The following is a 15674-nucleotide window of genomic DNA, read 5'->3' as shown; positions in this document are numbered from 1 at the left end:
GTAGCATATAACGGTACGATAATGCAAATTAAAAGATGTCTTTAACACTACTTTAACGAAAAAGTGTACCGTTATGTGGCTACATATTGAAAATGTCGTTATATTTGTGGCGTAAACTAAAATACTACAATATGGAATTAAGAATTAAAGAAGTTATTAAGGAGCAAGGGTTAACGATTACTGAACTTGCCGAAAAGATGGGAATAAACCGTGTAAATTTGTCGAATATGGTAAATGGTAATCCTACAGTTGAGACATTAAATAAGATCGCTGATGCCTTGGGTGTTCCCGTAACAGAACTGTTTGAACAACCTAAACATGATACGGCTCAGCTTACATGCCCTCATTGTGGAAAACCTATTGAGATTGGGTTGAAGTAATTTTGTTGTCGAAAACAAGTATTTTCTTTTGCTTTCTTCGATTATAGTCAATATGTTTGCAAAATCAATACTTTACTCTCATTGTTTTGCTTGGAAATAATTTTAATATGATACAGGGTATGAAAAGATTAACAAAAGAAATACAGAACTCTATAACCGAGAAATTGGATCGTGTAGGTTATCCGTTGCAGGATCAGTTGTATGATACTGAAGTAGAAGATTTTTTTATATGGTTTTTTGAGAACGCATACGTTTTTGACGTTTCATCAACTCTTGATGAGGCTATTTTAAATGATCGTAAAATAATAGAAAGTAGATGCTTTGGTAACTCTCAATATATTGCGAATAAATACAGAAAAGGCTATCTGGAAGGTTTCATTTTGTATAGTACATATGATATCTATATTCCTCACGGCTTTAATATGCATGACGAAAAGGTTGAAGATTACACACTTGCCCCCAATGATCTTTCAAGTGAGTACTACGGAATAATAATACCAATTGATTTTGTGCTTAAATATAATGGCAAAGATATCGATTCGCCATCTGCAAACGCCTCTCTACTCGTAGAATATTATAGAGAACAAACAAAACTATTAGCCGAAGAGGAGGACTAAATTATGCCTGATTGGTTACAATTGTTATTGTTTTTTGTCATTTCTGTATTGACACAACTCATCGTTAGTTATTTTACCCAAAAGGGGAAAGGTTTAGCTAATAAACAAGATGGTCGAGATATTTCTTATGAAACAGAAAAGGGTAAAAACTTAGCTACAAAAGAAGATCTAAGTGAAATAACTAAGCAAATTGAGAGTGTAAAAAATGAAATATCTTTTGAGAATCAGCGAAAACATGCATATATAGAACAAAGGACTGAACGATTTATAAAGATCTTGCATCTTATTGAAGAATTGCTGTTTTACAGAAACTTTCTGTTTTTTTATCTATATGATAGTTCTTCTGTTGAGAAGTTATCTAATCTAATAAAAGATGCAAATAATACATTACTAGAACTAATTCACGAATCACGTATGGTTATAGTATCGACAAAAAGTGATAAGGAAGTCATGGATATTATGGGCGCTCTTATTAGTAGTTCACATGAATATACGATTTCTCTTTGCACTATTGCTAGCAATGCTATTAGTCATTTATCAGAATGGAAAATTTATTTTGATTTATATACTCAAGGGAATCAAGAAGCGCTTACAAATATGGGAAAAAGTAGGGCTGGACTTGAAGAGGTAAGAAATGAATTTTATATAAATATTGATAAGAAGCAAAAAATATTGCAAGATAGCACAGACCACTACCTTGTTGTATTAAAGAGGTTATTTAATAAAGAATTTTATCTAAAATTTGAATTCACAGGATCACAAAACCGAGCAAATAGGACGGAGTAATGCCTTTTATGTTACTCTCAGTGACAGAAACGGCAACATAGCAGGTAATATATGAATGAGCTTAAAGTTAACACTTAAGATTAATTCAATCTGTAAATAAAATATGAATTTATGGACAATAAAAGTTATTCTATAGTTGAAAATGGCATTGTGATCTTAACTAATGCGGCTGGGATCAATCTGTATGAAACTTCAAAGAATCTAATTCTTGAAAATTCTTTGAACATTGATGCTGCGGTTGAGGTTATAAATCAATCGAAGAAATACAGGGCAGTTTTTAACCTATTACCAAACGATTTTTCTACTCAGCTTATTGAAAAAATGTGCTCATGGGAGAATGTTTTAAATATTTACTGTCTATCGCTTAGTTATATTTCTGATTTTTCTATAAGCTTAAGAGAATTATATATAGCTAAAAATAAAAGTGAACAAACCTTTTACGTAAAGTCTGTATATGTAGATTTATATAGATTCTTAGAAAGGAATAATAATGATTTAGGGATAATAAGGACTATTGCGTTAGAAGCTGATCTAATGGGACAATTTAAATCATTTACTAAAGAAATCTCCGTATTTAGAGAAACTTATTATGCTAAAATAAAAGAGGGAAGGAATTCCTATTATGCCCATTTTAATGACATTAAGGACTATAGGGAATATTATAATTATATTCTTAAAGTTGATGTTGAAGTAGAATCTCAAATGTGCATTAACTTTTCTAGAATAAGCCGATTGTTATTGGATTTATTAAAAGAAATTATTCAATATATTTTATCCAAATTTGAGGAACTTAATATAATTATAGCTAAAGAAGCGCTCGGTAAAAAAAATGAGTTAATTGCAAAAATCGAACAACTTCAGAAGATTATACCTTCTGAGCAATATGAACGCATAAAATTAGATATTGATAATATATTGAATGAAAATAGATAATATTAACTATTTCTGAATGATCTTTCTAGCTATAAAATAGTTTTAATGTTTCGCTATTATCTTAACGTGCTTCCCTCCGTGCAAGCCTCATCTTGCACCTCACTTAGATTTGTTGAAATGTTGAGGCTTGTAAGTTCTTTCCAAATATTATCATCCCAGTACTTCGGACTACTAAGCGGTTCGGGGAGACTTGCAAGTTCTTCCCAAATATCACCATTCCAGTAGTCAGGATCATCAAGTGATTCAGCATTGAGAATATTTTCTAGGTCATTGTCTGTATTCATGAATTGTTCTGTTATAAGTTATAGTTTTCATCTAAACGTTTGATGGCTTGTTTTAAGGCTGATAGAGGGATTTTATACTTCTCAGATAAGTATTGGTACGTTTCGCTCTTTCTTCGCCCCTCAGACAGCATAACTCTGTATTCTTTGAACATGTCAAGGTACATAATATCATCTGTACTGATTCCCTGCCTAGTCATATTGGCAAACAGCTTTCTGTATAGATGCATAATTCGGAGCATTGCCACCCAGTATTTCTCCCCAAATAGCTTGCTTACAACTCGTAACTAGTTGTTTTTTGAAAGCCATTTTTGAGTCATATTTACCTTGTTTATGAATAAACTGGGATAAAAATGATAAAAAACAGTAATCATACGCCTTTATTTTGGAGCAAATGTTTCCATTTGTGGGTATGCTCCAAGGGCATTTCGGAGCATTACCCCCCACTTAGATGGTTCTGTTCAAAAATGTCCTCTTTTTCGGAGCATTGCCACCCAGTCATATTCACATCTGTTTTACTTTTGTGCTCTAGTTTTAATTGATAATAAATTAATGCACAATTATATGGCGGGTAAAATAACAGAAATGAGTAAACTAAAACAAGTACTTCAATTACACCATAGTGGAGTTTCCAACCGATCTATCGCTTCACAACTTGGACTCTACAAAGAAACGGTAAATAAATACATCCGTCAGTTTAAAGGCTTGTCCATTGATCTTCAAGAGGTATTGCAAAAAGATAATCCTGAGTTGGAGCATCTATTTAACGGTGGTTCTCCTGCTTATGTGGACAAGCGGTTTGAAGATTTTTCTAAGCGATTACCTTATTTGGAGAAAGAGCTTACCCGTAAACACGTAACCCGTTTACGGCTTTGGGAGGAGTATATCACTGAGTATCCCTGCGGTTACGGGTACACCCAATTCTGTTTCCACCTGAACCAACACGCTGCTATCCAAACACCTTCCACTGTCTTAGTGAATACTTATATGGCTGGGGAGAAGTGCTACATTGATTTTGCCGGTGATCCAATGCAATATACAGATATGGATACGGGGGAAATCATTAAAGTGCAGACCTTTGTGGGCTGCTTGCCTTATACGGATTATGCATTTGCCCTTTGCGTGCCTTCACAAAAGAGTGAAGATTTTATTTATGCCATTACCCAGATGTTCTGCTTCTTTGGCGGAGTAACTAAGATTGTCGTTCCGGACAACCTAAAGTCAGCTGTTACCAAAAGTGACCGCTACGAGCCTGAGATAAATCGTTTGATGGAGCATTTGGGTAACCATTATGGTTTTGTGGTTTTGCCTGCAAGACCAGGCAAGCCTAAAGACAAATGCTTAGTTGAGAATCAAGTTAAACTGTTATATCAACGGGTGTACGCTCCTTTGCGTAATCGTATGTTTTTCTCTTTGGAAGACCTTAATAAAGCTGTGTTCGAGCAGACACGGTTACATAACCGCAAACGGATGCAACAACGTCCCTATAGTCGTGAGGAGCACTTTATCAGTGATGAAAAGAGAACTCTTAAGCCACTGCCTGAATCCCGCTTTGAAGTGCAATATGATACTGAGCTGACCGTTAGCGCTAATTGTTGTATATACCTAGGACGAGACAAGCATTATTACTCGGTTCCTTATCAATACATCGGGCAGAAAGTCAAAGTAATCTATACTCGTACGCTGGTCAAGGTGTATCTCAAAGGTAAGCGTATTGCTACTCACCCACGCGTGGAAGGCTTTGGTTACAGCATGTTGGAAGAACATACTGCTTCACATTCTAATGCATACAACAAACGCTCTGTAGCCTACTATACAGAGAGAGCAGGAGAAAAGTCTGCTGTATTAAGAGAGTTCTTCACCTTAATGTTCGCTTCCCAAAATGTGCCACCGGAGTTCTTTTACAATCGCTGTGACGGCTTACTGCGTCTTCAAAGAATAACCCCCGCAGCGGAAATGGAAAAAGCCTGCCGGATAGCCATGGAACATAAACAATACACCTACAAGTTTGTGGAACGTGTACTGCGCAACATACAGGCTTTTATCGAAGAGGAAAATGCAATTAAAAAGAATCCCGAACCGGATAATCATGAGAATATCCGGGGAGCGGCTTATTATCAATAATTTATAAAATAATGTATCATGGAAGAAATTATTAAAGAACTTCACTCGCTCAAGCTATCAGGCATGGCTCGCCTATGGGCTTCACTTGGCGAAACCAAACGTTTAGATAAGCTTACTCTTGTTGACGGAATCATGCTACTTTTGCAGGCAGAGAGAGATACCCGTACAACGAATCGGAATAACCGCCTTGTAAAAGAGGCAGACTTCCGTTACAGTGCAACCTTGGAACAACTTCAAGCCGGTAGTCATCGTGGGGTAGATTCAAACATGTTGGCAGTGTTGGGTACCGGAAGTTATATAGATAAAGGAGAGGCGATCCTGATAACTGGTGCTGCAGGAGTAGGCAAGAGTTATCTGGCTACCGCACTAGGAAACAAAGCTTGTCATCAAGGTTATAAAGTGTGTTACTTCAATATGCAGAAATTGCTCGGTAAACTCAAGTTGGCAAGGGTAGATGGAACAATCATCAAGTTGGTTGCCAAGATATCCAGAGTGGATTTACTCATTATCGATGACTTTGGAATGAAAGCATTAGAGGGGCAACAACAAAACGATTTTATGGAAATCATAGAGGACAGACATGGGAGAAAGGCTACAATTATTGCAAGTCAGCTGCCGGTTAGTAAATGGTATGATGTGATAGGCAATGAGGTTATTGCTGATGCGATACTGGATAGAATTGTACATTCGTCACATCGTTTTGATATTAAAGGAGAGAGTTTGAGAAAGAAATAATAAATTTGCAAAAGAAAGCCATGTATCAGTAAAAACACTGGGTGGATATGACCGAAATCGCTGGGTGGGTATCACCGAAATATGCAGTATAGAGATAGTAATTCGAATACTTTCATCGTGCGTTGACATTAATTTGATGTGAAACCCCTATTTCAGTAGCATAGGTCAATACTTCGCCAACGGTCATACCCTTCTTTGCGTGACGTTCCTGAAGAAGTATGTCTGCAATGTCCCAATTATCCGGCAAGCCTTCACATGTCTGACTTACGGTTACATTTATGCCATTACTTCGCAAAATTGCCGCTTTTCCGTCCCATTTTGAGAACATTCCACTGTCAGGGTACAAGATTACCCTTTTGCCGGCCAAAGGTTTTAAAACGCTTCTTTCCGTCCATTTACACCCGTTGCAACCGCCTGTTGCTATCCAACTAACGTCCGGCATCAAAATAGAGCAGATAAGAGCCGACTTCTCACTTTCAACAATTCCCACTCGTGAAGCATTTTTGATCAGGTGGCAGCCAAAGAAAGTTTGCTGTAAATTCGCCTCGTAGTTCTTTAGCAATGTTTTGCCGGCAAACCAAATCTTATCCATTGGCCGGACATCAGTTGTGTACTTCTGCATCTTATCGTTCCATACTTCTGCCCGGTCCTGCTTCTTCATCCGTTTGCCGGTGACAGGATTATAAGCCATTACCTTTATTTGGCACAATCGGCCTTGTTCGTCTATCTGTGGAAAGATGGTGGCCAACCCGTTGTTATTGCTCCAGTGTCGGGATGTGCCCACTCGATAGAGATCAAAAGCAAAAGCGGCCTCAGCTTCTCCGAACTCTTTGGCCATGAAACGAAATAGATTGTTCTTGCTTCTGTAGGCATCTCGTTGGAGTAATGATATAGGCAGTAACGACACGGTCACAGTCTTAGCCGGTTGAGGCTGTTTCCATATGGAGAAATCAATAGATTGCTTATTTGGGTACTGCTTGAAATAGTTACTCGGTGTGAGATGGTACCCACATCGTTCCCGATTGCATCGGCCAACTTCCGGGGCTATGGGCTTTTCTTGGGCATCAACATAAAAAGTAAATTCTCCCTTGTGACCGCATGATGGACAAACGTGTCTGGTTTTCATTCCGGCGTATTTTTGTAAGTGATATATTGGTTCGTTCATGGTCTAAAAAGTTGGTATATTTAGCCTGTTTTTTAGAATGGTATAAAATATACCATGAAACAGGTGTATATTCAGTCTATATTTGGTATATATTCGGTCTATTTGGTATAGGTATATCGGGCTATATATATAGATAGCCCGTATACTACCGTAACCTATACTCCCTAAAAAGGCAGATTAGAAGGCCTGTCATCTATGGTTGGAAGATGATACATGCCAACGTTGTTTTTGATAATTAATCCTCTTTCAGCTGCATCACGAATCTTATTCTTTGCGGCTGCTATCTTGATTTTAGCTACACCCATAATCTTAGTGCATAAATCAGCATAAGAAATTGTATTTGGTAACTTTGGCATTGAATCGGATATAATCTGTTTCAGCTTATCCACTTTTGATTGTTTCCCCATGTATTCAGCTTCGATGGGCAGTCCTTCTACAATTGTGAAAGCAAACTCAGCGGGCCGCATATCTCTTGTTTTGACCCATTTACAGATGGTTGTATCTCCTTCCGCTTCTGCATAGATGGCAGTTTCACATTTTCGTAGGGCCTCAGCACCAAGATGTCCACGTGCTTTCTCGCTTCCTACATTGGCGTGAATAACGGTGAGTATATGACAATCGTACTCCTTAGTGAGGGCTAGTAAATCATTAACTACAGCCGTGGACTGTTCCGAATTATTCGGGTCTGCGATAAGATCACTTAGCCCGTCTAGTACTACAAAATCAGGATGATACAGCTTTAGGCACGCTACGAAAATATCATGTCTCATTGTGGGCTGATATTCCCGCAACATGTGAATGATAATATTCTCCGAATTTCTGTTTGTGGGTAAACCTGCAATGCGGTGAAGCCTTCTCCCTATCTTTGCCACATGGCCGGCTGCCTGTTCAGTGTCAATCCAAAGAAGTTTTCCAGTTCCGTTAGGGTTATCTAGCCCCATACATCCGTTTTCGTTCAGAAATGCAGCTGATATTCCAGAGCAAAGAAAACTCTTTCTTGAACCGGGTAATCCAATGATGAACGAGAAGTTACCTCTAGTACATATGGGTAAATCTTCTTTTGATACTAACATTTGCGGATCGGGAATATTGAGAGATAAATCTAGTCTGCTACTTTTTATAGCTTCCATAATAGCAGGTTCGGCAATTATTTCAGGCTCCTCAAATTCAGTCATAATTTTCTCGATAACTTCACTCATTATTGCCTCCTTTCTCGTCCAACCAATAGAGTTTGCATCCATTGGGTAAACGACAATCTACAATGTTCATTCGTCCCTTATGCCGTAGAACGGATATTGTTTTTCGACTGTCATTCCCTGATGTTAACTCATTCAGTTCTCGGGCAGTATATTTGCCGCCCTCTAAGAAAAGCTTACGTATCTGTTGGGTGATTTGCCTAGAAAGAGTATCTTTGTTGGCATCAATTGAATGGGTGGGATTGGATGTTCTTTTCATAAGGCATCCTTTCTTATTTTGATACTTTTTTAGCAACACAATAGCTCTCGGCTTTCGCCTCCAATTCCTTCTTACTCGTTCTCTTACCGCTAGATAGCCATGTGTCAATCTCACTTTGCAAGAAGCGTAATCTTTTACCTCCTTTGTGATATGGTATTTCTTTTCGACTTACCCAACCGTAAACAGTAGCTCTTGCGGGACGGTCAGGCAGATAATCCGCAAGCTCATCTATGTTAAACCAATGATCTACATGGATATTATGAACTTTATCTTTTTGTGCTATGGCCTTTTCTAAGGCTTCTACCTTGGTGATAAGATAAGCCATTGCTTTAGGCATTGTTTCAAGTGTAATTACTTCATTCATCGTTATTCTCTACTGGCTTAGTGTAGGTTCTTGTCTTCTGCCATGAAAGAAAATGAGAACCACCATCCCGGTGTAGGATAGTGGTGCAAAAGAATGAAGTCTTATTTGGCATTAATTAGCATGCTTAATCATGCTAATTGCTTCTCTAATAAATCATTTAGTTGAGGCTCAAAATCTCTATAAGTACGGCTTCTGTTATCAATGCTACTTCCAGATATAGAGAAATTAATAATCTCATTGCTTAATAATTGTGCTAATTCATCTCGGCTAATATTCTGATCTATGTAGCCTTTGTTTCTAAGATATTTAAACCATTGCGCTACACATCCTTTCTGAGTTTTTTTATTGCCAATAAAATAATATTTTTTTTGTTCCCTCTTCAGCAGTGGGGGATCGCATTGAGTTAGCACGTTAATGTATTTTTCCCAATTATTGCAAGTGAATATATTAGCAAAAGTAAGCTTTATTTCCCCCTTGGAATGACTGGAATACTTCTCGTAATTCTCTATATCACTTTTTGTTTTGCTAGAATCAGGCGGTATTAGCTCTGCGAGAAAACGTGATTCGTAGTTATATTCATCAAATAATTTTTTGAAAACATGCCATTTCGTGTTGATACAAAAAGGTGATAATTGACATAGTGCTTTTACGTCAAATTCAAAATCTTTGTATTGCTCGTACAGATTTTGTATAATCTTTGCTCCTTTAAGTATTTTTTCATCATTCAATATTTTATCAACATAATCGGCTCCGTCAACGACCGGAATCCCGTTTAGTAATGGGTTGGTATAATTTAGTATAGACTTTACTCTATGGTAATCTTCATCGTTCAATTCCAACTTTTTTGGGATGTAATTAATAGAGTTGTCTATTCCTTTATCTAATATTTTATTGATCTTGTTTAATTGGATATCTATTAGTTCATTCTCTTTTATGATTTTCTTTAGTATACCTTCTTTGTCTAATAACTCGCAAAATTCTATTTGAGGGTTTTCCCTTTCCATCTTTTTGCATTCGCTATAAATTCTATTCTCTAACCATCCCTCAATTTGGCTTCTAAATGTCGCTAATTTGAGTTCGTCAAAAGATGTTGTTCTGAAAATATATCTATATATTTCATCGTACGTGACGGAATGGGTGAACACAAAGTCTAAGAATTTATCTACAGTTAAGCTAACTCCTCTCATTTTATTATAGTATTTTTATCTTTTCTATTGCTTCTCTTTTAGCCTCCTCTAGTGTCTTAGCATACACCATAGTAGTGCCTATATTCTTATGCCCTAACATCTTTTGTATAGTTGTTATTTGTGTACCGCTTGCAAGCTGTAAAGTTGCGAACGTGTGTCGGAAACAATGAAATGTCACGTTCCTTGTGATGCCTGCTGCTCCCAGCCATTGGGCCAAAGCCTTGTTAGTATAAGCGGAATAAACTAGTCCATCAAATATAAGATTCTCTGGATTGCCTCTTTCTCCACAAAGTTGTATAGCTTGTTCGGATATTGGCAACTCATCGTATTTACTTGTCTTTTGGATGATATATTTCAAGGTGTACTTACCGTTAGTTTCTGTAATCTCACTCCATTTCATTTTTCGTATGTCTGAATGTCTTAGGCCGGTTAGAGCCGAAAATAGAGCTGCCCGTTTCAGTACTAGGTTAGTGCATGGAGTTTCCACTAGTTTTCTAAGTTCATCAAGGCTTAAGAATTCCCTGTGTGTTTCTTTTTGTTTGATACTCTTTAGATCAGCATTAATATCTTTGGATAGGTAGCCATACTTATAAGCAGCCTTTATTGCAATTTTAAATTTGATGAAATAAGAAGCTGCTGTGTTATTGGACAAAGTAGTCTCCTTGCTTCGATATGTCTTTGCATTTAAGAGGTAATCTCGGAAACGTTCACACCAAAGCAAATCGATGTCACAGAACCGCTTTGTTTTTGTATTGTCGGATATCATTGTGTAGCTTTGCAAATATTTCAAAGTACTCATCCAATTATTGTAATTAGAACCTTGTTTATCACGTCCTAAGTCCCGAAAGTAACTTATGAAATCTCCTTTACTTCGTTCTTTCGCTTTTAATAATTCGCTTTCTGCTTCTGTATATATTTCTGCTTTACTTAACTCATTTTGCCGGTTGTTCCTGATTAGTTCTGCATATCTGATTGTTTCTTCATCAACTTCACTGTATTTGTATGAACCGTCTTTGTTGGTTTGAGGTTCTCCGGTGCGTTTCTTTAGAGGAACGACATACAGCCCTAAATACTCCCTTCGCATTAACTCACCCGTCTTTGGATTTTCAACTCCGGGGTAATAGTCAAGGTAGAGCGTTTCTTTTCCTGTACCCAGCATCCGAAAACGTAGGGTTACTTTAGTGGTTCTTGACTTTCTCATTGTCCTTTATTCTTTAGTTTATCAATATGCTGTTTGCTATAATAGAGCTTTCCGTTTACTCTTTTCTTCGGGATGGAGTACCGGGAAACGAAGACGTAAACGCCTTGTTCTGTCATTTCGTACTCTTCCATGACACCGGATATTGTTAGCCAGTCAGCAAGATTATTTAATGATCCGTCGAAACCTTTCTTTTTAAAATAAGCATCTATCTTACCTTTTGCAATCAGTGTTCGTGTGCCGTCTTTCTTGGTGGGGATTTCTTCGGCATTGACAATCTTTCTTATTCGGTGGCGAAGTAGTCCGTACTTCTCTGTAATATCGTCCAATGTGTACCAGCTTTCAATAGGTTTACGCTCTCCAGTAGTTAGTACTTCGTAGGGTTCTATCGCATCAAAGAGTGATTCAATGTCTTTTTTGCGTATCAAGGTGGTGCGTTGTGATATTCTCTTTGCCGGAATGATTCCTTTGTGGCAATAGTTATAAACCGACTGTTTACACCACCCTAATACTTTTGCAGCTTCCGAAATGCTTAAATACTCACGATCTGATAAGTCTACGACTGCCTGCTCTATCTTCTTCTTTGATACCAATGTTTCGGTAAGAGCAATAACCTCTTTACGCTTTGCTTCTCGGTATGCTTTCCGGTTGCAGTCATGGGAACAATAGAGCGTGTCTTGTCTGCTTGCCTGAAATTCCTTTCCGCAATACTCACATAGCTTCTTTATTGGTTCTTTCGCTCGCATATTTGGATGTATTCGCTCTCTTTTAGTCCATGTTAGTCCATCTTAGTCTATGTTAGTCCAAAACGGAGCTTTTATTTCAATTTATTTTAGTCCAAATAGGAGACTTTCTCATATCAAATGTGGTACAAGTATTCTCTATTTGTTTGTGTGGTACGTATGTGGTACAAATATATGATAAATAAACGAATAATAAAGCAAAGAACTGATAAATATCTGATAAAAGAAAAACCGCTATAATAGGGCGTATTATAACGGTTTATACTGAAATGCTGATTGTTTGTTTATGGTAGGTTACTTTCCGATGCAAAAATGATGAAAGATGTTTTGAAGTACCATGTCATTGGTTACTTCGCCCACAATGTCGCTTAAATGGAAAATACATTCACGAATATCCTGCGAAAGGAAATCACCCGAAATGCCGGTTGACAAACCTTCCTGAACACGTTCGATCGACTCAAGTGAGTGTTTCAATGCTTCGTAATGACGTACGTTGGTAACAATTACGTCATTCTGTGTTACCGTGGGGAGCTGCGCGGCTGATATGAGTAGTTGTTGCAAAGCATCGGTATGTTGCTTGTGGCGTGCTGAGATAAAGAGGTGATGAATGTTTTCTGTGATTAAGCCATTTAGTTTTTCTTCAAGCTCTTTTTGCTGCCCTACGCTGATGAGATCGGTTTTGTTTAGTACCAGGATCAATCGTTTGTCCGCACATCGCGGAATAATCTGCGACGAGAGTTGCTCTATCTGTTTTAATGCATCCGATGCATCAATCATCCAAAGCACTATCTCTGCCTGGTCAAGCTTTTGAAAAGTACGCTCAATGCCCAATGACTCAATGGTGTCTGATGTTTCACGGATACCGGCTGTGTCAATGAAACGGAAGGTGATGCCTCCTAAATTGGTGGTGTCTTCAATCACATCTCTTGTGGTGCCGTGAATGTCGCTAACGATTGCTCTGTCTTCGTTAAGCAGCACGTTGAGCAGGGTGGATTTACCGGCATTCGTCTCGCCGATGATGGCTACCGGCACACCATTTTTGATGGCATTGCCCACACTAAAGCTGTCGACAAGGCGTGTGATGACCTCCCGAATGTGTGTGGCGAGCTGCATCAGTTGGTCTCTGTTAGCAAACTCCACGTCTTCTTCGCTGAAGTCGAGCTCCAGTTCGATGAGCGAGGTGAAGTGGAGGAGTTGTTCACGCAAAGTGGTGAGTTCTTTGCTAAAGCCTCCGCGCATCTGACTCATGGCCAGTCGGTGGGTGGCGGCAGAAGAAGATGCAATAAGATCGGCCACGGCTTCGGCCTGACTCAAATCCATCTTGCCATTTAAGAAAGCTCGTTGAGTATATTCGCCGGGTTGCGCCAATCTGCATCCGTTGCGGATGAGTAGTTGCATCACTTGCTGAAGAATATAAGCAGACCCGTGGCAGGAGATTTCAACGGAATCTTCGCCTGTATATGAATGGGGACCTTTGAAGAGGCTCACCAGTACTTCGTCAATTACTTCCTCACCGTCTTTTATTTGACCGAAGGTGAGTGTGTAAGGCTTTTGTTCGGAAAACTTCTTGCCGGGTGTTGCCGGAGTGAAAATGCTTTCGGCCATACAAATGGCTTCCGTTCCCGATAGGCGGATGCATCCGATGGCACCTCCCTGAGCTGTAGAAATGGCACAAATGGTATCTTGATTCATTTTTTTTGTTTTTGAGTATACAAATATACGCTTTTTTTGTTATATTTGAGGAACTCGTATGAAAGAGCGTGTTTTCTAGTTGTTAACCTTATATAGAAAACGGGTATGGATGCAGAATTTAATTTCTTGTCGACCGAAGGCGATAGCGAAGTAGTTAAGAGAAACTGCCGCAAAATCATTTCTATTCTTGGTGCCCATAAGGTAGCCATGTGGTTTTATGACGGAAGCACTAGATGTATAGGGTTTTCTGATGACTTTTTCAAAAACCTGGGTATTGAAGAGATCGGCATTCAATATGATACATACGAAGGTTTTATTCATTCTATACATCCCAATGATGTGGTCAATTACCTAAATGTTTTTCATTCAATCATGTCCGGTGCCGAGCAAATGCTCAAAGTACGCTTTCGAATGGTTGGAAAGAATGAACAAACCTTGTGGCTTGAAGATTCACTGTTTACTTGTCCTGAGTGTAAAGAAGGTTCTGCTGCGCGAATCATTGGTTACCGTACAAATATAACCAATCGGGTAGAGGAGGAGAATCGGGCTCAATATATAGAATCTTATAGCCGAAAGATTATTGATGCGTTCCCCGACTTTGGTTTTATTTTTGATAATAAGTATAAAACGGTTGACGTGATCGCTTCACAGCACATTCATCTTTTTCATACCCGGGAAGAATTGATAGGACATACCGTCACTGAACTTTATGAACCTGAAGCAGCAACGGCAATAATGACAGCTATTGATGAGTGCCTGAGTACAGGTACAATAAAAGAGTCGGAATTAAAAATGACTTTTAATGATATCGTCTTTCATTTTCAATCACGGTATTCTCCTTTCTCTGACCACGAGGTTTTGGTCATTATACGTGATATAACAGAGAAAGTGAAACAGATAGAAGCATTGGAAGAAGCACGTAAGAAGGCAGAAGAGGCTGAAAAACTTAAAACGGCTTTTCTTGCATCTGTAAGTCATGAGATTCGTACTCCGCTCAATGCTATTTTGGGATTTTCAGAGTTAATAACAATGAATGATCTTTCGCCGGAGGAAAAGAATACTTATGCTAGCTTAATCCGGTCAAATTCAGACTTGTTTCTTAAGTTAATAAGCGATATCATAGATTTCTCGCAATTTGAGGCGACAGAAATGGCTTTGAATGTTCAGCGGGTTGAAATGACTCATCTCATTCGTGATTTGTATGAACTTTATGTGGTGAAGATGAAACCCGATGTGAAGCTGATTGTTGGTGCACCCAATGAAGAAATATGGATGCAAACTGATTTGAATAGGGTGACTCAGGTAATGCATAACTTTATTACGAACGCCATAAAGAATACTGATAAGGGTGATATTTTGATTAATTTGATTCCTTTAAAAGATAATATAAAGTTATCTGTTTCTGATACAGGTAAAGGTATTCCGGCCGATAAGTTGGAAAAGATCTTTGAGATGTTTGAGAAGGTGGATGAGTTTTCTCAAGGGATTGGATTGGGCTTACCAATTGCAAAACGAATTGCACAACGTTTAGGTGGTCGGATAGAGGTTGATTCGGAATTAGGTAAGGGAAGTACTTTCTCTTTTTATTTGCCTTGGGATGCATCACTTGGTTACACTGATACATCTATTAATTTAATGAAAGAACAACTGTCTGATTTAGGCAAAATTGTACTGATTGTTGATCCTGATAAAAGGGCTTTTTTAGAGCTGCATGATATGCTCGCAAATGATTTGAGACTAGCATGGGCTCGCAGCGCTGACGAATCGGTTAGAAGTTTTGTGCGAATGCATCCCGCGATAGTTTTGATGTCAATGGAGTTACCCGATAATCAAGGCTGGGAGGCTGTTAGGAAAATGAGACAATTATCTTCCAATGTTCGTATTGTAGGCGTGTTTAAGAAGGTTGAATATGTTTTGTTTAAGGAAGCGCTTGCTGCCGGTTGCAATGAAGTGATGGCAAAACCTTATTCATTGGTGAGGCTTAATTCTATCTTTTCTCGATTATTGTAATATG

General features: G+C 38.4%; 17 protein-coding genes. 7 read left to right on the top strand and 10 right to left on the bottom strand.

Going from position 1 to position 15674, the window contains the following annotated elements:
• Positions 1-131 precede the first annotated feature (131 nt).
• From ACKPCE_RS00190 to ACKPCE_RS00175, 4 genes are all read left to right on the top strand, one after another.
• Positions 132-380 (top strand): helix-turn-helix domain-containing protein, encoded by a 249-nt coding sequence (locus ACKPCE_RS00190; RefSeq protein WP_319503756.1) that lies wholly within the window; start codon positions 132-134, stop codon positions 378-380.
• A gap of 119 nt (positions 381-499) precedes the next feature.
• A complete protein-coding gene (locus ACKPCE_RS00185) occupies positions 500-997 on the top strand; it encodes a hypothetical protein (protein WP_319503755.1) in 498 nt (165 codons plus the stop codon).
• A gap of 3 nt (positions 998-1000) precedes the next feature.
• Entirely contained in the window at positions 1001-1783 is a 783-nt protein-coding gene (locus ACKPCE_RS00180; RefSeq protein WP_319503754.1) for a hypothetical protein, read from the top strand.
• Positions 1784-1894: 111 nt separating this feature from the next.
• Positions 1895-2716: a hypothetical protein gene (locus ACKPCE_RS00175; protein ID WP_319503753.1), complete on the top strand. Its 822-nt coding sequence runs from the start codon at positions 1895-1897 to the stop codon at positions 2714-2716.
• 56 nt (positions 2717-2772) lie between these two features.
• On the opposite strand, the gene ACKPCE_RS00170 is transcribed toward ACKPCE_RS00175, so the two are convergent.
• A complete protein-coding gene (locus ACKPCE_RS00170; protein ID WP_319503752.1) occupies positions 2773-3000 on the bottom strand; it encodes a hypothetical protein in 228 nt (75 codons plus the stop codon).
• An 11-nt stretch (positions 3001-3011) separates the two neighbouring features.
• A complete protein-coding gene (locus ACKPCE_RS00165; protein WP_319503751.1) occupies positions 3012-3227 on the bottom strand; it encodes a hypothetical protein in 216 nt (71 codons plus the stop codon).
• Positions 3228-3561: 334 nt separating this feature from the next.
• Between ACKPCE_RS00165 and istA the strand changes: the two genes are divergently transcribed.
• Positions 3562-5121, top strand: coding sequence for an IS21 family transposase (istA, locus tag ACKPCE_RS00160; protein WP_319503750.1), 1560 nt, complete (start codon positions 3562-3564; stop codon positions 5119-5121).
• 18 nt (positions 5122-5139) lie between these two features.
• Positions 5140-5856, top strand: coding sequence for an IS21-like element helper ATPase IstB (istB, locus tag ACKPCE_RS00155; protein ID WP_319503749.1), 717 nt, complete (start codon positions 5140-5142; stop codon positions 5854-5856).
• A gap of 112 nt (positions 5857-5968) precedes the next feature.
• Here the strand turns inward: istB and ACKPCE_RS00150 are convergent, their stop codons facing one another.
• From ACKPCE_RS00150 to mnmE, 8 genes are all read right to left on the bottom strand, one after another.
• Positions 5969-7021 (bottom strand): DUF6371 domain-containing protein, encoded by a 1053-nt coding sequence (locus ACKPCE_RS00150; RefSeq protein WP_319503748.1) that lies wholly within the window; start codon positions 7019-7021, stop codon positions 5969-5971.
• Positions 7022-7185: 164 nt separating this feature from the next.
• The gene (locus ACKPCE_RS00145; RefSeq protein WP_319503747.1) at positions 7186-8220 is read right to left on the bottom strand and encodes an AAA family ATPase; all 1035 of its coding nucleotides are present in this window, start codon (positions 8218-8220) and stop codon (positions 7186-7188) included.
• Entirely contained in the window at positions 8213-8476 is a 264-nt protein-coding gene (locus tag ACKPCE_RS00140; protein WP_319503746.1) for a hypothetical protein, read from the bottom strand. The genes ACKPCE_RS00145 and ACKPCE_RS00140 overlap by 8 nt, the downstream gene beginning before the upstream one ends.
• A 13-nt stretch (positions 8477-8489) precedes the next feature.
• Positions 8490-8840 (bottom strand): helix-turn-helix domain-containing protein, encoded by a 351-nt coding sequence (locus tag ACKPCE_RS00135; protein WP_319503745.1) that lies wholly within the window; start codon positions 8838-8840, stop codon positions 8490-8492.
• Positions 8841-8968: 128 nt separating this feature from the next.
• On the bottom strand, positions 8969-10027 hold the full coding sequence (locus tag ACKPCE_RS00130) for a hypothetical protein (protein ID WP_319503744.1): 1059 nt from the start codon (positions 10025-10027) through the stop codon (positions 8969-8971).
• Positions 10028-10031: 4 nt separating this feature from the next.
• Positions 10032-11228, bottom strand: coding sequence for a site-specific integrase (locus tag ACKPCE_RS00125; RefSeq protein WP_319503743.1), 1197 nt, complete (start codon positions 11226-11228; stop codon positions 10032-10034).
• On the bottom strand, positions 11225-11971 hold the full coding sequence (locus tag ACKPCE_RS00120; RefSeq protein WP_319503742.1) for a helix-turn-helix domain-containing protein: 747 nt from the start codon (positions 11969-11971) through the stop codon (positions 11225-11227). The genes ACKPCE_RS00125 and ACKPCE_RS00120 overlap by 4 nt, the downstream gene beginning before the upstream one ends.
• A gap of 291 nt (positions 11972-12262) precedes the next feature.
• The gene (mnmE, locus tag ACKPCE_RS00115; RefSeq protein ID WP_319503741.1) at positions 12263-13660 is read right to left on the bottom strand and encodes a tRNA uridine-5-carboxymethylaminomethyl(34) synthesis GTPase MnmE; all 1398 of its coding nucleotides are present in this window, start codon (positions 13658-13660) and stop codon (positions 12263-12265) included.
• Between the two features lie 105 nt (positions 13661-13765).
• Here mnmE and ACKPCE_RS00110 point away from each other — a divergent pair, with 105 nt between their 5' ends.
• Complete coding sequence (locus ACKPCE_RS00110; protein ID WP_319503740.1) at positions 13766-15670, top strand: ATP-binding protein; 1905 nt, start codon at positions 13766-13768, stop codon at positions 15668-15670.
• Positions 15671-15674 lie beyond the last annotated feature (4 nt).

The organism is Bacteroides graminisolvens, from assembly GCF_963666085.1.
Lineage (GTDB): Bacteria > Bacteroidota > Bacteroidia > Bacteroidales > Bacteroidaceae > Bacteroides > Bacteroides graminisolvens.
The sequence above is the reverse complement of the archived record's forward strand: the minus strand, read 5'-3'. Positions and strand labels throughout refer to the sequence as shown.

Coding starts and splice junctions, on each gene's coding strand:
- ACKPCE_RS00190 (WP_319503756.1), top strand. CDS start 132: ATGGAATTAAGAATTAAAGAAGTTATTAAGGAGCAAGGGTTAACGATT.
- ACKPCE_RS00185 (WP_319503755.1), top strand. CDS start 500: ATGAAAAGATTAACAAAAGAAATACAGAACTCTATAACCGAGAAATTG.
- ACKPCE_RS00180 (WP_319503754.1), top strand. CDS start 1,001: ATGCCTGATTGGTTACAATTGTTATTGTTTTTTGTCATTTCTGTATTG.
- ACKPCE_RS00175 (WP_319503753.1), top strand. CDS start 1,895: ATGGACAATAAAAGTTATTCTATAGTTGAAAATGGCATTGTGATCTTA.
- ACKPCE_RS00170 (WP_319503752.1), bottom strand. CDS start 3,000: ATGAATACAGACAATGACCTAGAAAATATTCTCAATGCTGAATCACTT.
- ACKPCE_RS00165 (WP_319503751.1), bottom strand. CDS start 3,227: ATGCATCTATACAGAAAGCTGTTTGCCAATATGACTAGGCAGGGAATC.
- istA (WP_319503750.1), top strand. CDS start 3,562: ATGGCGGGTAAAATAACAGAAATGAGTAAACTAAAACAAGTACTTCAA.
- istB (WP_319503749.1), top strand. CDS start 5,140: ATGGAAGAAATTATTAAAGAACTTCACTCGCTCAAGCTATCAGGCATG.
- ACKPCE_RS00150 (WP_319503748.1), bottom strand. CDS start 7,021: ATGAACGAACCAATATATCACTTACAAAAATACGCCGGAATGAAAACC.
- ACKPCE_RS00145 (WP_319503747.1), bottom strand. CDS start 8,220: ATGAGTGAAGTTATCGAGAAAATTATGACTGAATTTGAGGAGCCTGAA.
- ACKPCE_RS00140 (WP_319503746.1), bottom strand. CDS start 8,476: ATGAAAAGAACATCCAATCCCACCCATTCAATTGATGCCAACAAAGAT.
- ACKPCE_RS00135 (WP_319503745.1), bottom strand. CDS start 8,840: ATGAATGAAGTAATTACACTTGAAACAATGCCTAAAGCAATGGCTTAT.
- ACKPCE_RS00130 (WP_319503744.1), bottom strand. CDS start 10,027: ATGAGAGGAGTTAGCTTAACTGTAGATAAATTCTTAGACTTTGTGTTC.
- ACKPCE_RS00125 (WP_319503743.1), bottom strand. CDS start 11,228: ATGAGAAAGTCAAGAACCACTAAAGTAACCCTACGTTTTCGGATGCTG.
- ACKPCE_RS00120 (WP_319503742.1), bottom strand. CDS start 11,971: ATGCGAGCGAAAGAACCAATAAAGAAGCTATGTGAGTATTGCGGAAAG.
- mnmE (WP_319503741.1), bottom strand. CDS start 13,660: ATGAATCAAGATACCATTTGTGCCATTTCTACAGCTCAGGGAGGTGCC.
- ACKPCE_RS00110 (WP_319503740.1), top strand. CDS start 13,766: ATGGATGCAGAATTTAATTTCTTGTCGACCGAAGGCGATAGCGAAGTA.